Consider the following 24392-nt stretch of genomic DNA (forward strand, 5'->3'; position numbering starts at 1 on the left):
AGAAATCGCTCAATAGAAATTTGAGTGATTGCTTGGAGGCAAACAGATGAACGACACCATTCGCGGGCTCCTCGCCAAACTCGGCGGCCTCCCCGTCGCCGTCGACACGCTCGGGAATGAGGCGGATCTCTACGCCGCCGGCCTGTCGTCCTTCGCCTCCGTCCAGCTGATGCTGGGCCTGGAAGAAGCCTTTGACATGGAGTTCCCGGACCATCTCCTGAACCGCAAATCCTTCGCCAGCATCGCCGCCATCGAGGCGACGGTCGCCACCATCGTCGGGGACAGAAAGGTCGCCTGATGGACCTCTCCTCCACATCGACGGACCAGAGCCTGAAGGCGCGCGCCTCCCGTGTCGCCGCCATCGCGGCTGTTCATGCGGATGACGTCGACAAGAACGGTCGCTTTCCAAGAGAAGCGATCGACGCCATGAAGGCAGAGCGGTTGATGGGGATCCAGATCCCCGTTGATTGCGGCGGCGAAGGCCGCTCGACCTCCGAGATCGCTGGACTCTGCACTGTCATGGCCCAGGGCTGCGCTGCCAGCGCGATGATCTTCGCCATGCACCAGATCAAGGTGTCCAGCCTCGTCTCTCACGGCACCGATGCCTCCTGGCACCGCGACTTCATGCATCGGATCTGCGCCGCCCAATTCCTGCTGGGATCGGCCACCACCGAAGGCGGCATCGGCGGCAATCTGCGCAACTCGATCTGCGCCATCGAAGTCGATGGCGACCGCTGCCGGCTGGAGAAGGACGCCACAGTCATCTCCTACGGAAAGCAGGCTGACGCCATCCTTGTCACCTCCCGGGCCCACAAGGACGCGCCACCCAGCGACCAGGTGATGACGGTCTTCCTCAAGGACCAGTACACGCTTGAGCAGACCCATGTGTGGGACACGCTCGGCATGCGGGGCACCTGCTCCGACGGTTTCCTGTTCAAGGGCGAGGCACCTGCAGAGCAGATCCTGCCCAAGCCCTTCGCCGAGATTGCCGCCCAGTCTATGCTGGCGAGTTCGCATCTGCTCTGGAGCGCGCTCTGGTATGGGATCGCCGTAGACGCCTTCACCAAGGCCCAGACCTTCATCCGCGCTGCAGCTCGGAAGGCTCCGGGTACCCAGCCTCCAGGCCTTGTCCAGCTTGCCGAAATGTCGAGCCAGCTTCAGGTGATCCGCTCCAACATCCAGGCGGGACTGGCCTCCCACGAACAGGCCCTGAAGGATCCCGACCGTCTATCCTCGATGGGGTTTGCAGTTGCCATGAACAACGTCAAGATCGCCTCCTCGGAGATGATCCTGCCGGTGATCCACCAGGCGCTCAGGATCTGCGGCATCATGGGCTACAAGAACGGCACGCCCTACAGCCTTGGCCGCCATCTGCGGGATGCCCATTCCGCCGAACTGATGATTTCCAACGACCGCATTCTCGGCAACACGTCGACCATGCTGCTCGTACACAAGCAAGAAACCGGATTGTTGGGGTAACCAAATGGATATGCAGGTGAGCTTTCTGGACCGCCTCTTCGAGAGCGGCCTTCTCATCGACACGGGCGTCGATGGCCTCTATGGCCGCAGCGGCCAGTTCGAGGATGTCATCGCCGCCTTCGAGCGACTGATCGACAAGATCGGCGGCGCCGATGGCGCCGAAGCGATCCGCTTCCCGCCCGGCATGAACCGCGCCTATTTCGAAAAGAGCGGTTACATGAAGAGCTTCCCGCAGCTCGCCGGCACCGTCCATTCCTTCTGCGGCAACGACCACGACCACATGAGCCTGCTCCAGTGCATGGAAGAGGGTAAGGACTGGGCGAAGGAGCAGAAGGCGACCGATATCGCGCTGACCCCGGCCGCCTGCTACCCGCTCTATCCGACAGTCGCCAAGCGCGGCCCGATCTCCATGGAAGGCGGCCTCTTCGACCTGCAATCCTATTGCTTCCGCCACGAGCCGTCCAAGGATCCGGCCCGTCAGCAGCTGTTCCGCATGCGCGAATATGTCTGCATGGGTACCGAAGCTCATGTGACGACGTTCCGCCAGACCTGGATGGATCGCGGCGTGGACATGATGAAGTCGATCGGTCTCGACGTTGAGATCGATGTCGCCAACGATCCCTTCTTCGGCCGCGCCGGCAAGCTGCTTGCCAACAACCAGCGCGACCAGAACCTGAAGTTCGAGCTGCTCATCCCCGTCACCTCGCAGGCCAACAAGACCGCCTGCATGAGCTTCAACTACCATCAGGACGCATTTGGCCAGAAATGGGGTCTCTCCCTCAAAGACGGCTCGGTCGCTCACACCGCTTGCGTCGGCTTTGGTCTTGAGCGCATCGCGCTTGCCCTCTTCGCCCAGCATGGCCTCGACGTTGCCGCCTGGCCGGAGGCCGTGCGCAAGACACTCTGGGGCTGAACCCGCAATGGCATCCGTCTTTCCCGGACTGGATCCGGACACTTTCGTCCCACATGCGCTCCACAATCAGGAGCGCATGTGGCCGGAAACCAATTGCTATGTCGACCTCTGGATCGAGGTACTGGCTTCGGCAGGCTTCACCCCGGAAGCCATGCTCGGCTTCACGCTGACACAGGATTTCGAGGGTGACCAGTTCACCTTCTTCAAGGTTCCGCTTGAAGATCTCGAACAGCTCTACGACATCAGGGTGACCGAGCTTGCGATCTTCGACACGGTCGAGGACCACGTGTCCGAGCAGATCGCCCGCAGCCGCCTCTGTCTCGTCGAAATGGACAGCTTCTTCATGCCCGACACGCAAGGCGTCGGCTATGGACAGGAGCATGGCAAGACGACGGTCGGCATCAACCGACTGGATGTCAAAAACCGAGTCATGGACTATTTCCACAACGGCGGCTTCTTCCGCCTGGACGGAGACAATTTCGACGGCGTCTTCCAGCGGAACCTGCCAGAGGGTGCGCTCCCCTTCCTGCCCTACACGGAATTCGCCAAGTTCCCCCGGACACCAACCTCATCGCCGCACCAAAGGGAAACGGCGGACATCCTTCTGCGCCGTCATTTTTCGCGCAGGCCGGACAGCAATCCGATCGCCGACTTCGCCTCGGTATTCCCGAGACAGGTCGAGGCCGTCGCGGAACGTCCCTTCGGCTATTTCCACAAATACGCCTTCAACACACTGCGCCAGTTCGGCGCCAACTTCGAGCTTCTGGCGAGCCATCTCGCCTGGCTGGATGAGACAAGGCACGCATCTGCGATTGGCGAGGCGCTGAAGATCAGTGAATGCGCCAAGACGGTTCAGTTCCAGCTCGCGCGCGCTGTGACCCGCAAGAAGTTCGATCCGCTGGCAACGGCCCTCGATCCGGCCATTGCGGCCTGGGGCCGACTGATGGATGATCTCGGCCAAAGGCTGACGTGAAGGACGAAGACATGACGGGGACGATCTATCTGGGGGCGGACATCCGTCCTCTGGAGCTGGGCTGGACCCTTCTGATGACCGAAGCAGGGCGCTACGCTGCTTCGTCCGACCTGCCCCGTGCAGCCTTTCACATTCCGGCCCCCGTTCCGGGGACAGTTGCCGGAGCGTTGACCGATGCCGGCCTCTACGATCCCGGCAATCCGCACTCCTTGCATGACAAGGATGTCTGGTATCGGCGATCCCTTGCAGGTGAGACACCTGGCACCGCAATCCTGCGTTTCGAGGGACTGGCGACCATCGCCGACATCTTCGTCAACGGTACCTTGAGGCACACGAGCGTCAGCATGTTCGAGCCTGTCGACCTCCCGATCGATCTCTCGGGCGACGATGAACTGGCGATCTGCTTCCGGGCACTCCAGCCCCAGCTGGAAAAGAAAGGCCCGAGAGCACGCTGGCGTCCGCAGATGATCGACCAGCAGGGACTGCGTCTCGTTCGCACCACGCTTCTGGGCCATATGCCCGGCTGGTGCCCCGCCATCCACCCCGTCGGTCCCCACCGGCCGATTTCACTCATTCGCCCATCACAGGACAGGATCTCGAACCTGCGGATCCGTGCCGATCTCGACGAATTCGGCACGGGACACCTGGCCGTGGAACTCGACGACGAGCCCCGTGCCGAGATGGCGGTCCTATGCGGCGGCATCACGGTGCCGCTTGACAGGAAAGCAGATGGACGAGTCTCCGGCCGCCTGGAATTACCTGCCGTGGCACCATGGTGGCCGAGGACACACGGTGAGCCGGCACTCCACGAAGTTTCGCTGGCGATCGACGGACGTGTTCATTCGCTCGGGCTCGTCGGTTTCCGTCGAGTCGAGGTGGACCATGACGAGGACGGCAAGGGCTTTGGCCTGAAGATCAACGGCGCTCCCGTCTTCTGCCGGGGCGCCGTCTGGACCAGTGCCGATCTCTTGAGACTTTCCGGTTCGGCAGAAAACTACGCGCCTTGGCTCGCCCAGGCTGCGGAAGCAAACATGAACATGATCCGCATTGGCGGAACCATGACCTATGAGAGTGCCGATTTCTTCCGCCTCTGTGACCGCTTGGGCATCATGGTCTGGCAGGATCTGATGTTGGCCAACTTCGATTACCCCGTCTCTGACGAGGGTTTCTCCAGCATGGCCACGGTCGAGGTCGAAACACTGCTCGCTGGCCTTCAGGGCAATCCCTCGCTTGTGGTTATCGCCGGCGGCAGCGAAGTCTTTCAGCAGGGCGCGATGCTCGGCCTGCCAGAACGTACCTGGAAGGGCGAGTTCTTTACGCATACCCTCGCTCGGATCGTCGAAGACGGCCGTCCGGACGTGGTATACATACCCAATTCTCCCTATGGCGGCACAATGCCGTTCTCGCCCAATGAAAGCGTGACGCACTACTACGGCGTCGGTGCCTATCAGCGGCCGCTGGAAGATGCGCGCCGCGCAAATGTGCGCTTTGCGGCCGAATGCCTGGCCTTCGCCCATGTCCCGCAGCAGCGCACACTCGATGCGCATCTGGCGGTCGCCCCCGTTCATGACCCGCGCTGGAAAGCGCGTGTCCCACGCGATCGCGGCGCCTCCTGGGATTTCGAAGACATACGCGATCATTATCTGGCAGAACTCTATGGCGTAGATCCGGCGCGGCTGCGGCGAGAAGACCCAGCAGCCTATCTCGATCATGCCCGCGCGACGACGGCAGAGGTGGTGACGGATGTTTTCGCCGAGTGGCGCAGAAACGGATCCTCCTGCCGGGGCGCCCTCACCTGGACCTTTCAGGATCTTGAGGCAGGTCCCGGCTGGGGGCTGATCGATGCGACCGGGGAACCGAAACCCGTCTGGTATGCACTCAAGCGCGCGTTCCGCCCGGTCCAGATCCTCTTGTCCGACGAGGGCACCAATGGCCTCGACATACACCTGATCAACGAGACGTCAGCCAGCGCAAGCGTGACGGTCGAGATCGCCTGTTTGCGCGACGGCGGCCAACCCGTGGTCTCGGAGAGCCGCGCGATGTCGCTCGACGCCCGCTCCGCCCACCGTCTGGCTGCGACAGATCTGTTCGGCGCCTTTTTCGACACCACCTATGCCTATCGGTTTGGCCCGCCGTCACATGACGTCACCGTCGCGAGACTGGTCGATGCCAAGGGCAACATCCTGTCCGAGGCGTTCCACTTCCCCCTCGGGCGTCGCATTGCGAGGCATCAGGCAACGATCGACCACAGCCTGCACAGGATCGAAGGCAACTGGTACATCGATCTCTCGACGAGCCGGTTCGCTCAATCGGTCCACCTTGATTTCGAACATTTCCGACCAGAGGATGACTGGTTTCATCTGGCGCCAGGGCGGGTCAAGCGGGTCCGGCTCTCTCCGAGAGACAGCCTCACCGCAGGGCGCGGTCCAGAGGGGACGCTCCGCCATCTCGGCGGACGCCTGATCCAGACCCTGTCGTGAGCAGCAAGACGGTTCAGTTGCCAGACATCAAACTTCGGGAGAGTGAAACAGCCGGTCGACCACTTCCCCCCAGGTGAGGATGCCAGACGTGTCGATCGCGCAATGGTCCATCACCTTCGCCCTCTCGAAGGCTGCCCTCATCGAGACCGGATCATCCGGCTCGTAGGCACACACATTGTCGCGACCGGCTGCCGCGAACCGCGGAGCGACGATCGGCAGGTGGCAGTAGCTGTACTGGATCATCTTCAGGCTGGACTGACTGAGATAGTCGGCCCCGGCGCCGGGCCTGTAGGGCGCAATACCGATATCCGCGAACTTGATGAAGGGCACGATCGTGGCGAAGGAAACCTCGCCATGGACCACGATATTGCCCCTTGGCTGCAGCGGCAGGGCCTTCTTGCCAAAGAGGTGGAAGGTCCAGTCGGGATTGGCAACAGCCAGCGTCTCGATCAGGCTGCCGTCGAACATCATGTCTCCGACGCTGATCGCATGGCGCTCACCTTGAAAGGGCGTGGTCACGGCATTGTCGAAGATGTCCTTGCTGATGCCGTGCGGCACGAAGACGACCTTGTCCTGACATGCAAAATCGGTCCGCATGGCCTCTGCCATGATTCGAAGCTGATCATAAAGCGGAAGCGTGCGGTTCAGCTCTTCGATGACACAGGGGTGGACCCGTATCGTCTCCAAACGATCAGCTGCGTGATAGATGAATTTCGCATTCGGCGCATGGCGGCGCAGATAGCGGGTCAGGAGCGGCGAGGGTCCGCTCTCGACAACGACATGGCTATAGCCTGGAAGGCGATCAATAACGGCCTTCGGCAGGAAATGCCCATAGCGACGATAGAGAGGCGCTACGATATCGTTCATCCAGCCCAGCCTGAGATTGATGGGGTGGAAGGGGGCAAACCAGACGAACTCCTCCAGCCCCTCGTCCAGGCGGCTCCAGGAATTGATCGGTCGCGTGCGGGCATGCTTGTATCGGCCGTCGCGGATGAAGCGACTGAGCGGACTGAGGCGGCAGATGAGGAAGTCGACAGCAGCCCCTTCGGCCCGCAACTGGTCTGCGATGAAGTGGAGATCGACCCGCCGCGGCGCGTCGGCGAAGTGATGACCGGAGATGATGAGCACACGGTTGGACGAAGAACGCATCAGGCAAACACTTCCCTATCGCGAGGTCGCAGCACGGTTCGGTACAGTTCGACATGGTGATCACATACGCCTGCCCAATCATGTCGGGACGCAGCCGCCATCATCTGCGCCCGCAGAGAGGGATTGGCCACCAGCGCCTGATAGGCGCCCTCGACAGCCTGAGCGGCCGCGTCGGGACGAGAGAAGTCGCTGACCGCCACACCCGGATGTCGCGCGGCGAGCGCCCGGTAGGCATCGTTGGCGTGCAGGACCGGGACCAGGCCCGCACTCATCGCCTCAACCGCGACGAGACCGAAACCTTCATATTCGGAAGCCGAAACGAAAAGCGACGACTGCGACAGCAGTTCGCGCACCTCGGCATTCGGGATGCTGATGTGCAGGTGAACGGCATCCTCCAGGGAGCGTTCGGCGATAGCGCTTCGCAGATCCGTTCCTGTCTGGTCCGAAGGCGAGCCGATGATGTCAAGCTGCCAGCCAGGCTGTACGGTCCTGAGAGCGACCATGACATCCAGCAGACGGTCGAGACGCTTGTTCACGGAAAAACGACCGATCGTCGTCATGCGGCGCTGCGGCAGGGCACTGGCAAGGTCGGAGAACTTGGCGACGTCGACGCCGTTTTCGATAAGGCGTGCCTTTCCGCCAGAGATGGGTGCAAACATGTCGAGATCGGACTGGCTGCAGCAGACCAGCGCGTCATAGGCAAGGGCAGAGGCGCGTGTCGCCGTCTGGAACCAGATCTTCTTCAGCGACGCATAGGTCTGCGTGTGGAAGAAGCCGCCATGGGTCGTCGCAATCAGCGGCTTGCGATGAAAAGGGCGCGTCCAGGCAAGGGCGTCATAGAAGAAATCGATTCCGTGCACATGGACGAGATCAGCGTCGGCCAGATGACGAAATACCTGCGGCGCAACCGGATAGCGGCTGCTTCCGCGCCAGGGAATGCGCACAACATCAACGCCATCAATCGTTTCATGAGCTGGCAGAAGGTTTTCCGGAGCGCGGAAAAGGCGATCCAGGGTCAGCACGCGAACCTCGAAGCCGCGTCCGGCCAGGGACCGGCTGAGATTGGCGACGACGTCTTCCAGCCCACCCCGGCTCGGAGCGTATTGTCGGACGACCTGCAGGATGCGCGGGGCTCTTTTGCCACCTGTCGCGCCGGTCGATCGCGACGCAGTCATGCTCTCCATGCCTCACCTTCATGCTGGATGGATCGGGTCTGTCTCATTCGATCTGCCTAAAGGAAAACCGTTAAGGTGACGTTTTCGCAGGGGCTGGAAGGTCACATGGCGCGCTGGGATCAAATGGCGCTAGTGGCCGGACACGGAGTTCGGCCAGGCGATCATGGCCTTCACGCAGCGCACGAGCCGTTGGGGAAACGCCAGCCAAGGCGATGTGATCAGGGGCCAAGCGCTGGACAGGTAGAAGCCGCCGGCGAGAAATCCTGCAGGGCGCGCGTAAGGCCACGCAGTTGCGGTCGATCGCCGGAAGCCGTTGGCTGGATATTCAGCGACTCCTCTTCGGGCCACCAATCGCCTCCAGCCCAGTAGGCCCATCCGATCCACACATCGCGGCCCTGTTCGACCACGCTGACCATTCTCTCGAGTGCCTGGATGCAAGCCTCGTCCTTGGGGACACCGAATTCACCGAGATAGCCACGCTTGCCGTTCTCGCGCAGCCAACGGGTGTAGCCTTCAATCGCAGCGACCGCATCAACGGCCCGACTGCAATTGTCCTTGGTTCCGGAAAAGTCGTCGTCGAAATACTGGTGCACTTCGAAGGCGTAGTGATTGAGGGGGTCCTTGACCCCCAGCATGACCACACCGTTTGCGCCACCATAATCCTCGCCCAGCCAGCTATGCGCCCCTGACCAGGAATTACCGGGAACCAGGATGAGATTGCGAGCACCCGTGGCACGGATAGCGGCGATCGCGACATTGACCCCGGTGAGCCACTGTTCCGTCGGCATGGTATGCGGCTCGTTCATCAGTCCGAAGACGACGCCGTCCTGATTGGCGAATGCGAGGCTCAGTTCGGTCCAGAATCGCGCAAAGGCGTCGTAGGGCACGGCGTCGGAGCCGATCAACTCTCCGCGGTAACGCGCGTAATTGTGAGGATCAAGCACCACCGTGAGACCGGTCTCACGCAGCCGACGCACCGTATCCTTCAACCGATCGAACTCTGCCTGGTCGAATTCGGCGTTCAGTGACGTCTGCAACCGCGACCACGAGAAGGGAAGCCGTACGGAATTGAAGCCCTTGCCGGCGAAATAGGCGATCGTCTCATCCGACGGGTAGATATAGGCCGTGCCGAAAACACCGTCTTCCTCTCCGAATTCGGCACCGGCGAGATTGACACCCCTGAGACAGGCACCAGCGGCGAGCACCGGTTGGGATGACGTAGCCAGTAGCGCAAGGGCGAAGCCGGATGCCCGGATCAGACTGGTCAGGCGACATCTGCCGATGAACGGCTGCTTCCGGAATTGCATGTGCTCTCTCGTTTCGAGGCATGGGTCGCGCGCAGGTTATTGGCGGCCACACAAAGGTCAATGCCAAACAGGACCACGGCCGCGATGTTTTACTCACTGTGAACCGCCCGACGGCGAGGATACGTCTTTGGAAGGCGCAATGGGAACGGAATTTTGCGCTTGCTTGCCTAAGCTCGGGCGATCGAAGGAGGATCGATGGCGAGACTGAACGCGACACCGCCGCCTCCGCAGACCGAAACAATCCGACGCCCACACATGCTTCCGGTGGCGCCCGAGATGCGATAGAGACACGCGGCAATTTTTGCCGAGGAGATGAGAGAACCGATGACGAGCTATGTATTGACCGTATCCTGCCAGTCGACCCGCGGCATTGTGGCGGCGATTTCGGGTTATCTCGCCGAGCAGGGCTGCAACATCGTCGATAGCTCCCAGTTCGACGATCTCCACACCGGGCAGTTCTTCATGCGCGTCTCCTTCATCTCGGAGGAAGGCATCAATGAAGCCAAGCTGGAAAAGGGTTTCGTTCCCGTCGCCGAGAAATTCGGCATGGCCTGGGAACTGCACGACACCGCCAAGCGCATGAAGGTGCTGCTGATGGTCTCGCGCTTCGGCCACTGCCTGAACGACCTGCTCTACCGCTGGAAGATCGGCGCCCTACCGATCGAGATCGTCGGCGTCATCTCCAACCACTTCGACTACCAGAAGGTCGTCGTGAACCACGACATTCCCTTCCACCACATCCCGGTGACCAAGGCCAACAAGCCGGAAGCCGAAGCCCGCATCATGGACATCGTCGAGCAGACCGGCACCGAGCTCATCGTGCTGGCCCGCTACATGCAGATCCTGTCCGACCAGATGTGCCAGAAGATGTCCGGCAAGATCATCAACATCCACCACTCCTTCCTGCCGTCCTTCAAGGGTGCGAACCCCTACAAGCAGGCCTTCGAGCGCGGCGTGAAACTGATCGGGGCAACGGCGCACTACGTCACGGCCGATCTCGACGAAGGTCCGATCATCGAGCAGGACGTCGCCCGCATCACCCATGCCCAGTCGGCGGACGACTATGTCTCGATCGGTCGCGACGTCGAAAGCCAAGTGCTGGCGCGTGCCATCCACGCCCATATCCACCACCGCACCTTCATCAACGGCAACCGAACCGTCGTCTTCCCGGCAAGCCCGGGCTCCTACGCCTCCGAGCGCATGGGCTAAGGATTGCAAGGGCGTCGGAAACGGCGCCCCTTGTCTTTTCCTCCGGGGGGTCTCCGGGATAGACGCGAAGCGCCGCTCTGCTAATCTCCCGTCATGATTCCCAGGGAGGAAACGTATGGCCGACTCGGCTCTGCTCCAGCGCACCGAATTGCCTCGCCCGAACGTCTCGCTGGCCGACGCAAAGATCATTTTCAATGATTTCTACGGTTTCAGCGGCCCCATCCGGGAGCTCGGCAGCCAGCAGGACCGCAACTTCCTGATCGACACCGGCGAAGAACGCCTCGTCCTGAAGGTCACGCGGGCCGAGTATCCCCAGTACGAGCTCGACGCACAGAACCGCGCGATGGACCACCTGCGCGGTCTGGAGATCGGATTGCGCATTCCCGAGCCGATCCCGGCCCTGACGGGCGAATACATCCCGCAGATCGAACTCGGCGGAGAGCACTACTGGATCCGCCTTCTCTCCTATCTCGATGGCGAGCCGCTCACACTCCAGAAGCACCTCCCCCCGGAGGTCGTCGCGGCCTTCGGCGATGTGGTTGCGCGCGTGGCCATGGGCCTCAGGGACTTCCGCCATGAGGGACTGCAACGAGAACTGCAGTGGGATCTACGCCGGGCGGGGCCTGTCGCCCTGCATCTCCTGAAATCGGTGACGGATCAGAAGCAGCGTGACCGGATCGCCAAGGCGATGATTGTGGCAGTGAAGCGCCTGCAGCCGCTCGCTTCAGAACTGCGCATCCAGCCCATCCATCACGACATCACCGATGACAACGTGGTCGCGACACCGAACGCCTCCAGGAGGCTCATGCCGGATGGCGTCATCGATTTCGGTGACGTGCTCTACGGCTGGCTGGTGGCAGACCTCGCCGTCACATGCGCCGCCCTGCTCCACCATGCCGACGGCGACCCCTTCTTCATCCTGCCGGCGGTCAAGGCTTTCCACCAGCGTTACCCGCTGAACGAGGCGGAACTCAGAGCTCTATGGCCACTGATCGTCGCAAGGGCCGGTGTCCTCGTCGCAAGCAGCGAGCAGCAATTGTCGATCGACCCCGACAACGAATACATCCTCGGCAACATCGACCACGAACGCATGATCTTCGAGGTCGCCACTTCGGTTCCCCATTCGCTGATGCAGGCGGCCATTCTGCACGCTGCGGGCCTGCTTCCGGACGAGACCGAGACCCCGGTTGCGCATTCACTGCTGCCGTCGCTGACGCCCGACGATTTCCGGCTCACAGACCTGACCGTCACAAGCCCGGACCTGCCGCGCGACAGTTGGGCCGACCAGGAAATCGACTGGAAGCTACTCGCGCGGGCGGCGTTGGAGACCGGCGTCGCCTCGACCCGCTATGGCGAGTATCGCTTGTCCTATACAAAACTTCTTTCCGCAACGCCGCCAGCGACGTTCGCGCTCCACATCGACGTCTGCCTGCCGGGGGCAACGGAAGCCTTTGCCCCCTTCGATGCCACCGTCATCCTCGACGGTCATCACCTGATCCTCTCCTCACGGGATCTGTCACTTCATCTGGACGGGATCGATTGCAGCCTGGAGAACGGTGCGAGCGTCACGGCGGGTGATCCCATCGGTGCGGTGGCAGGGGCCGCAGGCGGTGTCGGCGGGCTGCGCATCCAGCTTTGTCGGGACCCGGATCTCATTCCGCCGCTGTTCTCGAAACCGCAGCAAAGTGCGATCTGGCGCCTTATCTGCCCCTCTCCGTCGCGACTGCTCGGCGTTGGCGTCGACGCGCCGGCACCGGAGAGCCATGACCTGCTCGAGCGCCGCAAGAAGAGCTTTGCCAGGCCCCAGAAGAACTACTATGCCGACCCGCCGCAGATCGAGCGCGGCTGGAAAGAGCATCTCTTCGACGTCAAGGGACGCGCCTATCTCGACATGGTCAACAATGTCACGATCCTCGGTCACGGGCATCCCCGACTGGCCGAGGCCGTGGGACGCCAATGGGCGCTGCTCAACACCAATTCACGGTTCCACTATGCCGCCGTCGCAGAGTTTTCAGACCGTTTGGCATCGCTGGCACCGGAGGGCCTGGACACCGTCTTCCTCGTCAACTCCGGTTCAGAAGCGGTCGATCTGGCCTTGCGTCTCGCCTGGGCGCATAGCGGCCACCGCAACGTCCTGAGCCTGCTCGAAGCCTATCATGGCTGGACAGTCGCCAGCGACGCGGTCTCGACGTCTATCGCCGACAATCCGCGCGCCCTTGAAACGCGCCCCGACTGGGTACACCCCGTGCTCTCGCCAAACACCTATCGTGGCAGATATCGCTGCGAAGGGTCGACCGGCGGTTATGTGGCGGCAGTTGCCGAGAAAATCGCCGAGATCGAGGATCGGGGCGGACGCCTGGGAGGCTTCATCGCGGAAAGCCTCTATGGCAATGCCGGCGGCATTCCGCTGCCCCCGGGTTACCTTCGCGAGGTCTACGCTCTGGTCCGTGAACATGGCGGCCTTTGCATAGCAGACGAGGTGCAGGTCGGGTATGGCCGGCTCGGACACCACTTCTGGGGCTTCGAACAGCAGGGAGAGGTGCCCGACATAATCACCGTGGCCAAGGGGATGGGCAACGGCCAGCCACTTGGAGCCGTCATCACGCGTCGGGAAATCGCCGACAGCCTCGAAAAGGAAGGCTACTTCTTCTCTTCGTCCGGTGGCAGCCCCGTCAGCTGCGTGGTCGGCATGACCGTGCTCGACATCATCAAGGACGAGAACCTGCAGGAAAATGCGCGCGACGTCGGCGATCACCTCAAGCTCCGCCTTGAAGCACTCGGCCAGCGCTTTCCGATTGTCGGCGCGGTCCACGGCATGGGCCTGTATCTCGGGCTGGAATTCGTTCGCGACCGGGAAACACTCGAGCCGGCGACCGAAGAAACCGCTGCCATCTGCGACAGGCTGCTCGAGTGTGGGGTCATCATGCAGCCGACCGGCGATCATCTTAACGTTTTGAAAATAAAACCGCCCCTTTGCCTGACACGGGAAAGCGCCGACTTCTTCGCGGAAATGCTGGAAAAGGTGCTTTCCGAAGGCTGGTGACCGGCCTCCCAGACACTACCATGGACCTAACGGACGCGCGCGAAAGCCCATAATCACGTAAAGGAAGCGCAAAGCCCAAATCTGGGTAGACTAAATGGCGGCTTCACACCGTTTTGAAGAGTGGTCTATCTTCGGACAGAAAAGTAAGCCGAAGGAATACTCATGCCCATCCTGCCGGAGCAAATCTCCACCCAGCTGTTGATCTGGGCCGTAGCTCTGTTCATTATCAAGCATCTGGCGGCTGACTTTCTTCTGCAGACCGGCTGGATGGCCAAGGGAAAAGAGCGCCTGCAGGGCTGGCTTGTGCCATTGCTGGCACATATCACCGTGCATGCCGTCGGCACGCTCTTGATCGCATTGCTTCTGGCCCCGCAAATGGCATGGTTGGCGGTGGTCGACCTGATCGTCCACGGCATGATCGACAAGAGCAAGACGCTGCTCCAGCATCGCTTCCGTTTCAAGGCCGAGCAGGCCGCCTATTGGTGGCTCTTCGGTACAGACCAGACCCTTCATCACCTGACGCATCTGGCCTTCGCGGTCTGGATCGCGGCGGCCGCAAGCGGCGTCTGATTTACGCCGCAGGCCTGGACAATTCTCTCATGATCCAGTTGCGGAAGGCCACGAGCGGCGGATAGGCCGCGCGTTCACGCGGAAAGGCGAGATAATAGCGCTGGTCACTCCGGATTGGCCGATTGACGGCGGGTACGAGTTCGCCGCGCCTGAGTTCATCCTGAATGAGAAAGGTCGGCAAGAGCGCGACACCTAGCCCGCCGATCGCCGCTTGAGATGCCGTTGCGAACTGGTCGAAAAGCATGCCATGCACGCTTTCGAACGCAACACCCGTCTCGTGGAACCATCGCTCCCAGGCATCGGGCCGCGTGGTCAGGTGCAAGAGCGAGACATGCAGGAGGTCGGTCGGCATTTCGATTGCATGCTCGCGCTTGAACGTCGGGCTACAGGCCGGGATCGTCTCCTCCTCCATCAGCAAGGTCAGCTCCGCGCCGGGCCAGACCGCATCGCCGAAATGGATCGCGGCATCGATCGAATCGAGGCGAAAATCGAAGGGCGACAGCCGTGTCACGAGGTTGATCGTGATCCCAGGATTGGCTGTAAGGAACTGCCCAAGCCGTGGCGCGAGCCAGCGCGCGCCGAAAGTCGGCAGTATCGCGAGGTTCAACGTCCCGCCATGCGGGTTGGCACGGAGGTTCAAGGAGGCACTTGAGATGCGCCTGAGCGCCTCGCGGATCTCGCGGGCATAGCTGTCACCGGCAACCGTCAGCCGGATCGTCTGCCGCTCCCGCAGGAAGAGCCCGACCCCGAGTTGATTCTCCAGCGCCTTGATCTGGCGACTGACGGCACTCTGCGTCAGGTCAAGCTCACGCGCGGCGGCCGTGATGCTCCCGGTCCTGGCGGCAGCCTCGAAGGCGGTGAGGAGGGAGAGCGACGGGAGAAAGCGACGCGCCGGCAGCATTGGTCATGCCTTTTTGGAATGATCTCTTGAGAATTTATCGCTGGAATGGCGTAGAACGCTCTTCTAGAAATCACAAGACAGTACGAGGCGGAATGATATCGGAGATGCATCCATGTCAGGTCTACCAGCCTCGGCACAATACATATCCCGGGGCCACACCATGCTGAACGATCCTCGCTCCCACGGACTTTGGGAAAAGACGGCTCCCGCTGCCCCCCAGACAGCGTCCCTGCAGGGTGCGGCCAAGGCCGATGTCGTGATCGTCGGCGGAGGTTATACCGGCCTTTCCGCAGCCCTTCATCTCGCCGAAGCAGGGACCAGCGTCATTCTGCTCGAAGCCAGGGAAATCGGCTTCGGCGGCGCCGGCCGCAATGTCGGCCTGATCAATGCCGGCATGTGGGTCATGCCCGATGATCTACCGGGTGAACTCGGCCCGGTCTATGGCGAGCGCCTGCTCGATCTGCTCGGCAACGGACCGCGCACGGTCATGGACCTGATCGATCGCCACGGGATCGAATGCGAACTGGAGCGCCAGGGCACCCTTCACTGCGCCGTTGGGACCGCCGGGCGAAAGGAAATCGAAGCGCGCGCCGAGCAGTGGCAGCGTCGCGGCGCGCCCGTGGAACTGCTCGACGAGGCGGAGACCGAACACAAGATCGCGACCCGCGCCTATCAGGGCGCGCTGCTCGATCGCCGCGCCGGCACCTTGCAACCCCTGGCCTATGCCCGTGGCCTCGCCCATGCGGCAGTGAAGGCGGGAGCCGTCCTCCATACCTCAAGCCCGGTCGTGTCCTATGACAAGACAGCCAACGGCTGGCGTGTCGTCACCGCAGAAGGCAGCGTCGATGCGCAGTGGATCGTGGTTGCAACTGATGCCTATAGCCACGGCCCCTTCGCTGCCGTGCGCGAAGAACAGGTTCATCTCCCCTACTTCAATTTTGCGACCGTGCCCCTCAGTGACAATCTGCGTAAGTCGATACTGACGGAGCGGCAAGGCTGCTGGGACACGAAAGAGGTGCTGTCCTCCTTCCGCATGGACAAGGCCGGCCGCATGGTCTTTGGCAGCGTCGGCGCCCTGCGTGGCACAGGCCTCGGCATTCATCGCGCCTGGGCACAACGAGCGCTGAAAGCGATCTTCCCGCAGATCGGCGACATTGCCTTCGAAAGCGAATGGTATGGCCAGATCGGCATGACCACGAATGCGCTCCCGCGCTTCCACAAGTTTGCGCCCGGCGTCATCGGCTTCTCCGGCTATAACGGACGCGGCATTTCACCGGGCACTGTCTTTGGCAAGACGATCGCCAGCCACATCCTCGGCCAGATGTCCGAAGAAGAACTGCCCCTGCCACTCACTGATCCACAAGCACCGGCCTTCCGCACCCTGAAGGAAGCATGGTACGAGGCCGGCGCCCAGGTGGCGCATCTGGCCGGCGCACGATTTTGAACGAACAAGAACCAGGTAGACCTGACGGAAGGACCACCATGACCCTCGCCACTCTCAAGTTTTCCGCCGAAACGGCATCGCTGATGGCAAGCTTTGGCGTCGACGCCAAGGCCCTGACCGGCGGCACGCTGTCGGTTCGCTCGCCGATCAACGGTGAGACCATCGCAGCCGTCGCCGAAATCTCTCCAGACGACACCCGCAAGGCGATCGACGCAGCCCACAAGGCCTTCCTCGAATGGCGTCTCGTGCCCGCCCCGCAGCGTGGCGAACTGATCCGCTTGCTCGGCGAGGAGCTGCGCGCGGCGAAGACCGAGCTCGGCCGCCTTGTCTCGATCGAAGTCGGCAAGATCACCTCGGAAGGCCTCGGCGAAGTCCAGGAAATGATCGACATCTGCGATTTCGCCGTCGGCCTGTCGCGCCAGCTCTACGGCCTGACGATCGCAACCGAACGCGCCGAACACCGCATGATGGAAACCTGGCACCCCCTCGGTGTCACCGGCATCATCTCGGCATTCAACTTCCCCGTCGCCGTCTGGTCCTGGAATGCAGCGCTTGCGCTCGTCTGCGGCAACTCGACCATCTGGAAACCCTCGGAAAAGACCCCGCTCACCGCCATCGCCACCCAGGCGATCTTCGAAAAGGCTGTGAAGCGCTACAATGCCCAGGGCGGCAAGGCGCCCGCAAACCTGTCGACGCTGCTGATCGGCGGCCGCGACATCGGCGAGATCCTCGTCGATCACCCGAAGGTTCCGCTGATCTCGGCAACCGGTTCGACCGCCATGGGCCGCGCCGTCGGCCCGCGCGTCGCCGCCCGCTTCGGCCGCTCGATCCTCGAACTCGGCGGCAACAATGCCGCGATCGTCGGCCCGACCGCCGATCTCGACCTGACGCTGCGCGGCGTTGCTTTCTCCGCCATGGGCACCGCCGGCCAGCGCTGCACCACGCTGCGTCGTCTCTTTGTCCACGAGAGCGTTTACGACACGCTCGTGCCGCGCCTGATCAAGGCCTACGGCTCCGTCACCATCGGCAACCCGTTGGAATCCGGCAATCTGATCGGACCGCTGATCGACAAGGGCTCCTACGAGCGCATGCAGCACGCCCTGGAAGCCGCCAAGGCCAATGGCGGCAAGGTGCATGGTGGTGACCGCGTTCGCTCTGACGAAGCCGCCGACGCCTTCTACGTCCGCCCGGCCCTCGTCGAGATGCCGGACCAGTGCGGCCCGGTCGTCGAGGAAACCTTCGCGCCCATCCTCTACGTCATCAAGTATGCGAATTTCGACGACGCACTGGCACTGAACAACGATGTGCCCCAGGGCCTCTCCTCGTCGATCTTCACCAACGACATTCGCGAGGCGGAAGCCTTCGTCTCCGACCGTGGCTCGGATTGCGGTATCGCCAACGTCAATATCGGCCCGTCGGGTGCGGAAATCGGCGGCGCCTTCGGTGGCGAAAAGGAAACCGGCGGCGGCCGCGAATCCGGCTCCGACAGCTGGAAGGCCTATATGCGCCGCCAGACCAACACCGTGAACTACGGTCGTACCCTGCCGCTCGCCCAGGGCGTCAAGTTCGACATCGAGTGATGTCTGAAGGACCGGCGGGCCTCCGCCGGTCCTCTTCCCCTGCGACAAAGGTCCATGCGCGGGTCGCTGGCCTTTGGCCTTGGGATGGAGGAGACTGAAGCAGCCGTCACGTGTGAGGGATGCATGCAAGTCGAGGACCAGTCAGCCGCAATCGCCTTTCTCCGGGACCCCGCCAACCACGGGATATCCGCGCAGGTCGAGGTGATCGAAACGCATATCTCCCTGATATTCCTCGCAGCCAATAAGGCCTACAAGCTGAAGCGGGCAGTCAAACTGCCTTATGCCGACTTCTCGACGATCGATCTGCGACGCCTCTATTGCGAGGCTGAAGTGACGCTCAACAGGCGCACGGCTCCGGAGATCTATTGCGGCGTTCGCGCGATCACCAGAGACGCAGGCGGCAACATCGCGCTGGGCGGCCAAGGTGAGGCCATCGATTATGTCGTGGAGATGCATCGGTTCTCGCAGGAGATGCTGTTCGACAGGATGGCCGAGACCGGCGCATTATCGAAATCCCTGATGGAAGATACGGCAGAGCAAATCGCGGAATTCCACGGAGAGGCCGAGATCCTTCATATCGGCAGCGGACGCGCCAACCTTGCCGCAGTCCTTGACATCAACCAAGCGGCCTTCTCGGCCGTGTCGCTCTTTTCGGCGGATGAGACAAGCAGACTGACAGCGCTCTTCCGCGAGGCTCTGAACCGCCACGCAGCGGCACTGGACGAACGCGAACGCGCCGGCATGATCAGGCATTGCCACGGCGATCTGCACCTCCACAACATCTTCCTCGGTCCCGAAGGACCGCGCATGTTCGACTGCATCGATTTCAACGACCACCTGGCGACATCGGACATCCTCTACGACCTCGCCTTTCTGCTGATGGACCTTTGGCACAGAGCGCTGCCGGACTTCGCCAGCACCGTCGTCAATCGTTATCTCGACCGGACAGGCGACGATGGCGGTTACGGGATCATGCCCTTTTTGCTGGCGCTCAGGGCCGCAATCCGCGCCCATGTTGGAGCAACGCAGCTGCGCGATCTGGGGGACCAGTCCGGCCATGCCGCAGAGGACGCAAGGTCGTATCGGGACCTGGCAATCGAGCTGCTGCAGCAGAAGGCGCCTATACTGGTCGCAATCGGTGGGCTCAGCGGATCGGGAAAGTCGACACTCGCCGAAGCGATTGCACCACGCATCGGCCTTGCCCCCGGCGCCCGCCTGCTCGAAAGCGATCGCCTGCGCCGCGCCATGCTCGGCCATCCCCGGGGTCGACACATGCCAGCGGAGGCCTACAGCCAGGAGATCTCCGAAAGGGTCTATGCCGCGCTCGCCGAAAAGGCGGACATTGTCATCCGATCCGGAGGATGCGTCGTCGCAAACGCGGTCTTTGCCAACGAGCAGGAAAGGGCAGCGATCGAAGACGTCGCGCGCCGGAACGGGGTCGGTTTCCTGGGCCTCTGGCTCGATGCCGATCCAGCTGTCCTGCGGTCCCGTGTCAAGGCGAGGCCAGTGCTCGATTCCGATGCAACGGTGCAGGTTCTCGACAAGCAGCTGGCACGCGAGATCGGCCCGATCGACTGGCGTCGCATCGATGCAAGTCGTCCCGCCTCCATTGTCGCGGAAGAAGCACTCGGCCTTGCAACGATCGTTGCCGTCAGCGGATGTTGAACTTCACCGGAGCCGTGATTGTCTTGTTGACACCCGGAGGCGGCGGGGGGACCGGAGACGCAGCTCGAACCATGTCGAGCACGGCATTGTCCAGTGTCGGGTAACCCGAGGAACGCGACAGGGAGACCGCCAGCACATTGCCGGAATCGTCGATCCGGAAGCGGACATAGACCGTGCCCTCTTCGCGATTGCTACGCGACTCGCTGGGATAACGTTTGCGCCGCTCGAGATGCGACATCAGCCGCGACTGCCACTTGGCGGGAGACGCATTGCGACCTGCGCCGCTGGCCGTGGCCGCCGCAGCATTCCGGGTCGAGGGTGCCACCTCGGCCTTCGCCGTCCGCGCTGACTGCGAGGCCGGTGGCTGAACCTGCTCCTTCTTCACCACCTTCTTCGGTGCCGGTTCCTTCTTCTTCTCGACGACCGGCTTCGGCACGGGCGGCCGCATCATCGGGATCGGAACCTCGACATTTTCCAGCTCCGCCATCACAAGCTGCTCGATGGGATCGATTTCGGGGATTGGCTCCGGCAGGGGTTCCGGCTCGATGAGTGGCGGCGGCTCGGGCAGAGCCTCGGCGACCTCCGGCTCGGGTTCCGGCGGCGGGGGCTCCGGCAGGGGTTGCTCCACCGGTTCCTGGACAGGCTCCGGTACCGGTTCGCTGGTTGCCGTCTTTACCTCTTCGGCATCCACCTGCTCGTTCGAGATCTCAGTCTCGTCAGTAATGACGGCTTCCGCCTCCGGGGCGAGCTCGATCATGATGGCCGGCGGCGGTCCGCTGTCAGCAAGGACCATCTCCGGTTCGCGCAGAAGCACCGCCACGGCACCTGCGTGGGCCGCCGCGATGAGAACGCCGGCTGCGGTCCACAACAGCCCCTCGCCGATGGCGCGCTTCGTGGAGCGGGGCTCGATCATGGCGCAGGCTCCATCGGCGTAGCCGCTGGAACTGGCGCTGGCGCTGCCGGCAGGCTTTCCAGACCAACGAGCGCAATCTTCAGGTAACCTGCATCGCGCAACAGGTTCATGATCTCCATGAACTGGCCATAGTCGACGGTCTTGTCGGCACGCAGGAAGATCCGCGCATCCTTGTTGCCATCAGTCATCCGGTCGAGCGATGTTCCGAGCGCCTCGCGGGCAACGGTATCGTTGCCGAGCGAAAGGCTCATGTCTTCCTTCAGCGTGACGTAGACCGGTTCATCCGGACGCTCAGCGGGTTTTGCGGTCGAAGCCGGCAGGTCGACGTTGACATCAACCGTCGAGAGCGGAGCCGCGACCATGAAGATGATCAGCAGGACCAGCATGACATCGATGAAGGGCGTTACGTTGATCTCGTGGTTCTCGACCAGATCGTCGCCGGAGCTGTTTTCGCGGATGCCGCCAGCCATCTGTTTACTCCGCCGCCATCGTCATGGGCTTGGTCGCCTGAGCGATCCGGGCACTCTTGCGGAAGTCGAGATCCCGGCTCACCAGCCGCTCGATACCAGCACCGGCATCGGCCAGCAGCTGGCGGTAACCGGTCACGGACCGGGCGAAGACGTTGTAGATGATGACCGCAGGAATGGCTGCGACGAGACCGATTGCGGTTGCCAGCAGCGCTTCGGCAATTCCCGGCGCGACGACGGCAAGATTGGTCGTCTGGGTCTCGGCTATACCGATGAAGGAATTCATGATGCCCCAGACAGTGCCGAACAGGCCGACGAATGGCGCCGTTGACCCGATGCTTGCGAGAACGCCGGTGCCGTTCGACATCTTGCGCCCGGCCCCGGCTTCGATCCGTGCCAATGCCGAGGCCACACGTTCCTTGACCCCGTCACCGCCGACCTGATCGATCGCGGCATCGGACAGGCGCATTTCGTGCTGGGCGGCCCGTACCATGCCGGCAACCACGCCACCCCTCTTCTCCAGCGCCTGCAGGGCATCCTGCAACTGACGGGCTTGGGTGACGGCCTTGAGCCCGCGCAGGGCCCGGGAGCGCGCCCCAAAGAGCTGAAGCGACTTGGCCAACCACACCGTCCATGTCAGCACGGAGGCAAGCGCAAGCGAGATCATCACCGACTTGACCACCCAGTCGGCCGCCATGAACATGCCCTCAGGCGACAGATCATGCGCAATGCCCTTCTCGGCAATGTCTTCTGACGGCTCGGCAGTGCCGGACACCGGCACAGACGGCACAGCCGCATCCACCGCAGGCTCGACTGCGGCCTCATTGGCCAAGGGTTCAGTCGGCGGCGTTGCGGAAGGCTGCGGCACCTGCGCGACGCCGGACGAAACTGCTTGTGTGTCACGCACCACGGGAGGCGTTTGCGATGATGTCGCGGCTGCGGCCGGCGCAACAGGAAGCGCCGATGCCGAAGGCGCTTGCTCCCCCATTGCTTCTGCGGGAATGGCAGGGCTGCCAGCCGTTGGCGCCGGGGCGGCGGGAGACACAGCCACAGGCGCAGCTGCAGCGTTCTGCGGCAGGGTTATCTGTTGCTCCGCCTGTTGCGCATGGGCGACAGGGACGCATAGAAGAACGGAAAGGAGAAGTCCAAATCGCTTCAGCGAAGGCCCCGAATGAATGAGCGGCATTGGGAGCTCCTTTTATAGACTGGTGATCAAATTGCGGACGCCACGGTCGCGCCCTTACGCTGCCTTCCCTTATAAAACTTGATTAATGGTGACAAGTAATAAAACAACCGAGAGGTTGTTTTCCAGAATCTGTGATCACGCTCAGCGGAGACTGATGTCCTGCGCTTCTCGTTCGAAGAGCTCGAACACGTCATGCCTGCGGCAGAGTTCGGTTCCGGCCGTCATGACAGTCGCGGCTCCTGCCGCCTGACCGAAGCGGAAGGCCTCTGCGATATCATGCCCTTTAGCCAGGGACCAGATCATGCCGGCCACGAAGCTGTCTCCAGCACCTGTCGCCGAATTCACGGGCACATCGATGGCCGGCAATCGGATGATCCGGTCCGCCGAAGCCAGAACGGCACCATCCGCACCGAGGGTCACCGCGATGTGCTGTGCGGCACCTGTCCTCACATGCGCCTGTGCTGCTGCACCGACCTCGTCATGTGCGAGCTTGCGTCCGAGGAAGGTTTCGAACTCGCCAAGGCTCGGCTTGACGAGAAACATTCGCGATCGCGCCAGGGCCTCCGAAAGCGGCTGCCCCGATGTGTCGAGGACAAAGTGCGCGCCTTTCGAAGCCACGATATCCGCGAGTCGCACATAGGTGTCGTCAGCGATGCCGCGCGGCAGACTGCCGCTCGCCACCACGTAATCCGCATCACTCGCAGCGACAGCCTCGAACACGGGTGCCAATTCGGCCTCGGTTACCAATGGCCCCTCAGGCACGAAGCGATACTCGACATTGCTGGATGTTTCGTGCACCGCAAAGGCGACCCGTACCGGATCGTGAATCCTGAACGGATGTGTGGCGATCGGCAGCGGCTTCAGCATCGCTTCCAGCAATTCGCCCGTGGCACCGCCCGACAGGAACATCAGGTCGCAGGTGCCGCCAAGCGTGGCAATGACACGCGCCACGTTGATGCCACCACCACCCGGGAACTGCTGCTGATTGTAGGTCCGGGTCTTGTGTGTATGGCGCACCACGTCCGCATCGCTGGAGATGTCGATTGCAGGATTGAGGGCGAGGCAAAGAATCTTCTTCATGGATGAACTACCTGACAATGATCGGAGACAAGACTGCAACAACGTCGTGAAGGATCTAAGACGGTCGTGCACGGGACCGCAAGCGGGCCCAAGGACGCATGGTCTCAACCGCACTTAGGAATCGGTGTTCCCACGTGTACCCCCAGGGGTGAACACAGAGATCACTTGATGGGGATTGTCTTTGGTGTGCGAGGCATTACCTTCCGTTCGCATCTTTCGAGGAACTTCATCCCATGTATACCGGTATCGTCCAGACCGTCGCTCCGATCAAATCCATCGTCCGTCACGATGGCTATACGACCTTCTTCATTGAACTGCCGGAACGGCTGATGGTTGATCTGCAAATCGGCGCCAGCGTCGCTGTGGAGGGTGTATGCCTTTCGGTTACATCGATGGAGGGCGCCACGGTGAGCTTCGACGCGATGGATGCGACTCTCGATCGAACCAATCTTGGAAGCCTCGGATCCGGCGACCATGTAAACATCGAGCGCTCTGCCAAGCCCACCGATGAAAACGGCGGCCACAACATCGCCGGCCACATTGCAACGACGGCCGAGCTGGTTGCTGCGAACATGCAAATGCCGGGTGCGTTCATCCGTTTCCGCGTCCCGGAAGAATGGGCGAAATACGTCTTCAAGCGTGGCTACCTCGCAGTGAACGGCGCCAGCCTCACCGTTGCAGAGGCCGAAGACGACACGTTCACGATCAACCTTATTCCCGAAACCCTGCGTCAGACGACATTCCCACGCTACAAGCCGGGTGACGCCCTCAACATCGAGGTGGACCACCAGACGATGGTCATGGTCGACGTTGTCGAACGGACTCTGGAACGGTTGATGTCGAAGCGCGCGTGAAGCG

20 protein-coding genes are annotated in these 24392 nt (G+C 62.1%); 12 read left to right on the forward strand and 8 right to left on the reverse strand.

Annotation, left to right across the window (positions count from 1 at the left end):
- The first annotated feature begins 46 nt into the window (after positions 1–46).
- From J2045_RS22040 to J2045_RS22060, 5 genes are read left to right on the forward strand one after another with little or no spacing between them, the layout of a single operon-like run.
- Entirely contained in the window at positions 47–298 is a 252-nt protein-coding gene (locus J2045_RS22040) for an acyl carrier protein (protein ID WP_166601415.1), read from the forward strand.
- Complete coding sequence (locus J2045_RS22045; protein WP_307377257.1) at positions 298–1479, forward strand: acyl-CoA dehydrogenase family protein; 1182 nt, start codon at positions 298–300, stop codon at positions 1477–1479. Before J2045_RS22040 ends, J2045_RS22045 begins: the two co-directional genes overlap by 1 nt.
- A gap of 4 nt (positions 1480–1483) precedes the next feature.
- Positions 1484–2392: an amino acid--[acyl-carrier-protein] ligase gene (locus J2045_RS22050; protein WP_307377259.1), complete on the forward strand. Its 909-nt coding sequence runs from the start codon at positions 1484–1486 to the stop codon at positions 2390–2392.
- 7 nt (positions 2393–2399) lie between these two features.
- Positions 2400–3365, forward strand: a complete 966-nt coding sequence (locus tag J2045_RS22055; protein WP_307377261.1) for a DUF1839 family protein — start codon at positions 2400–2402, stop codon at positions 3363–3365.
- Between the two features lie 11 nt (positions 3366–3376).
- Positions 3377–5845 (forward strand): glycosyl hydrolase 2 galactose-binding domain-containing protein, encoded by a 2469-nt coding sequence (locus tag J2045_RS22060; protein WP_307377264.1) that lies wholly within the window; start codon positions 3377–3379, stop codon positions 5843–5845.
- 27 nt (positions 5846–5872) lie between these two features.
- Here J2045_RS22060 and J2045_RS22065 read toward each other — a convergent pair whose 3' ends face one another.
- The 3 genes from J2045_RS22065 to J2045_RS22075 form a co-directional block, all read right to left on the reverse strand.
- The gene (locus J2045_RS22065; protein ID WP_307377267.1) at positions 5873–6994 is read right to left on the reverse strand and encodes a GumK N-terminal domain-containing glycosyltransferase; all 1122 of its coding nucleotides are present in this window, start codon (positions 6992–6994) and stop codon (positions 5873–5875) included.
- Positions 6994–8178, reverse strand: a complete 1185-nt coding sequence (locus J2045_RS22070) for a glycosyltransferase family 4 protein (RefSeq protein ID WP_307377269.1) — start codon at positions 8176–8178, stop codon at positions 6994–6996. Before J2045_RS22070 ends, J2045_RS22065 begins: the two co-directional genes overlap by 1 nt.
- A gap of 209 nt (positions 8179–8387) precedes the next feature.
- The gene (locus J2045_RS22075) at positions 8388–9476 is read right to left on the reverse strand and encodes a glycoside hydrolase family 5 protein (RefSeq protein WP_307377272.1); all 1089 of its coding nucleotides are present in this window, start codon (positions 9474–9476) and stop codon (positions 8388–8390) included.
- A 324-nt stretch (positions 9477–9800) separates the two neighbouring features.
- Between J2045_RS22075 and purU the strand changes: the two genes are divergently transcribed.
- The 3 genes from purU to J2045_RS22090 all read left to right on the forward strand — a co-directional run bounded on the left by purU (position 9801) and on the right by J2045_RS22090 (position 14298).
- Entirely contained in the window at positions 9801–10685 is an 885-nt protein-coding gene (gene purU / locus J2045_RS22080; protein ID WP_166601407.1) for a formyltetrahydrofolate deformylase, read from the forward strand.
- 115 nt (positions 10686–10800) lie between these two features.
- Positions 10801–13728 (forward strand): aminotransferase, encoded by a 2928-nt coding sequence (locus tag J2045_RS22085; RefSeq protein ID WP_307377276.1) that lies wholly within the window; start codon positions 10801–10803, stop codon positions 13726–13728.
- A gap of 162 nt (positions 13729–13890) precedes the next feature.
- Positions 13891–14298 carry a DUF3307 domain-containing protein gene (locus J2045_RS22090; RefSeq protein ID WP_307377278.1) on the forward strand — a complete coding sequence of 136 codons (408 nt, stop codon included), beginning with the start codon at positions 13891–13893 and terminating at the stop codon, positions 14296–14298.
- A 1-nt stretch (position 14299) separates the two neighbouring features.
- Here J2045_RS22090 and J2045_RS22095 read toward each other — a convergent pair whose 3' ends face one another.
- Positions 14300–15199: a LysR family transcriptional regulator gene (locus tag J2045_RS22095; protein WP_307377281.1), complete on the reverse strand. Its 900-nt coding sequence runs from the start codon at positions 15197–15199 to the stop codon at positions 14300–14302.
- A 160-nt stretch (positions 15200–15359) separates the two neighbouring features.
- Between J2045_RS22095 and J2045_RS22100 the strand changes: the two genes are divergently transcribed.
- The 3 genes from J2045_RS22100 (at position 15360) to J2045_RS22110 (ending at position 19888) form a co-directional block, all read left to right on the forward strand.
- Entirely contained in the window at positions 15360–16643 is a 1284-nt protein-coding gene (locus J2045_RS22100; protein WP_307377284.1) for an NAD(P)/FAD-dependent oxidoreductase, read from the forward strand.
- A gap of 38 nt (positions 16644–16681) precedes the next feature.
- Positions 16682–18223 (forward strand): L-piperidine-6-carboxylate dehydrogenase, encoded by a 1542-nt coding sequence (amaB, locus tag J2045_RS22105; protein ID WP_307377286.1) that lies wholly within the window; start codon positions 16682–16684, stop codon positions 18221–18223.
- 123 nt (positions 18224–18346) lie between these two features.
- On the forward strand, positions 18347–19888 hold the full coding sequence (locus J2045_RS22110; protein ID WP_307377289.1) for a bifunctional aminoglycoside phosphotransferase/ATP-binding protein: 1542 nt from the start codon (positions 18347–18349) through the stop codon (positions 19886–19888).
- Here J2045_RS22110 and J2045_RS22115 read toward each other — a convergent pair.
- The 4 genes from J2045_RS22115 to J2045_RS22130 all read right to left on the reverse strand — a co-directional run bounded on the left by J2045_RS22115 (position 19875) and on the right by J2045_RS22130 (position 23534).
- Entirely contained in the window at positions 19875–20801 is a 927-nt protein-coding gene (locus J2045_RS22115; protein ID WP_166601401.1) for an energy transducer TonB, read from the reverse strand. The genes J2045_RS22110 and J2045_RS22115 overlap by 14 nt on opposite strands.
- Positions 20798–21271, reverse strand: coding sequence for a TonB system transport protein ExbD (gene exbD, locus J2045_RS22120; protein WP_307377292.1), 474 nt, complete (start codon positions 21269–21271; stop codon positions 20798–20800). Before exbD ends, J2045_RS22115 begins: the two co-directional genes overlap by 4 nt.
- Positions 21272–21275: 4 nt before the next feature.
- A complete protein-coding gene (gene exbB, locus J2045_RS22125; protein ID WP_307377296.1) occupies positions 21276–22454 on the reverse strand; it encodes a tonB-system energizer ExbB in 1179 nt (392 codons plus the stop codon).
- Positions 22455–22595: 141 nt separating this feature from the next.
- On the reverse strand, positions 22596–23534 hold the full coding sequence (locus J2045_RS22130) for a 1-phosphofructokinase family hexose kinase (RefSeq protein WP_307377301.1): 939 nt from the start codon (positions 23532–23534) through the stop codon (positions 22596–22598).
- Between the two features lie 233 nt (positions 23535–23767).
- Between J2045_RS22130 and J2045_RS22135 the strand changes: the two genes are divergently transcribed.
- Entirely contained in the window at positions 23768–24388 is a 621-nt protein-coding gene (locus J2045_RS22135; protein ID WP_307377304.1) for a riboflavin synthase subunit alpha, read from the forward strand.
- Positions 24389–24392 lie beyond the last annotated feature (4 nt).

This window comes from Peteryoungia aggregata LMG 23059 (assembly GCF_030814435.1).
GTDB lineage: Bacteria > Pseudomonadota > Alphaproteobacteria > Rhizobiales > Rhizobiaceae > Allorhizobium > Allorhizobium aggregatum.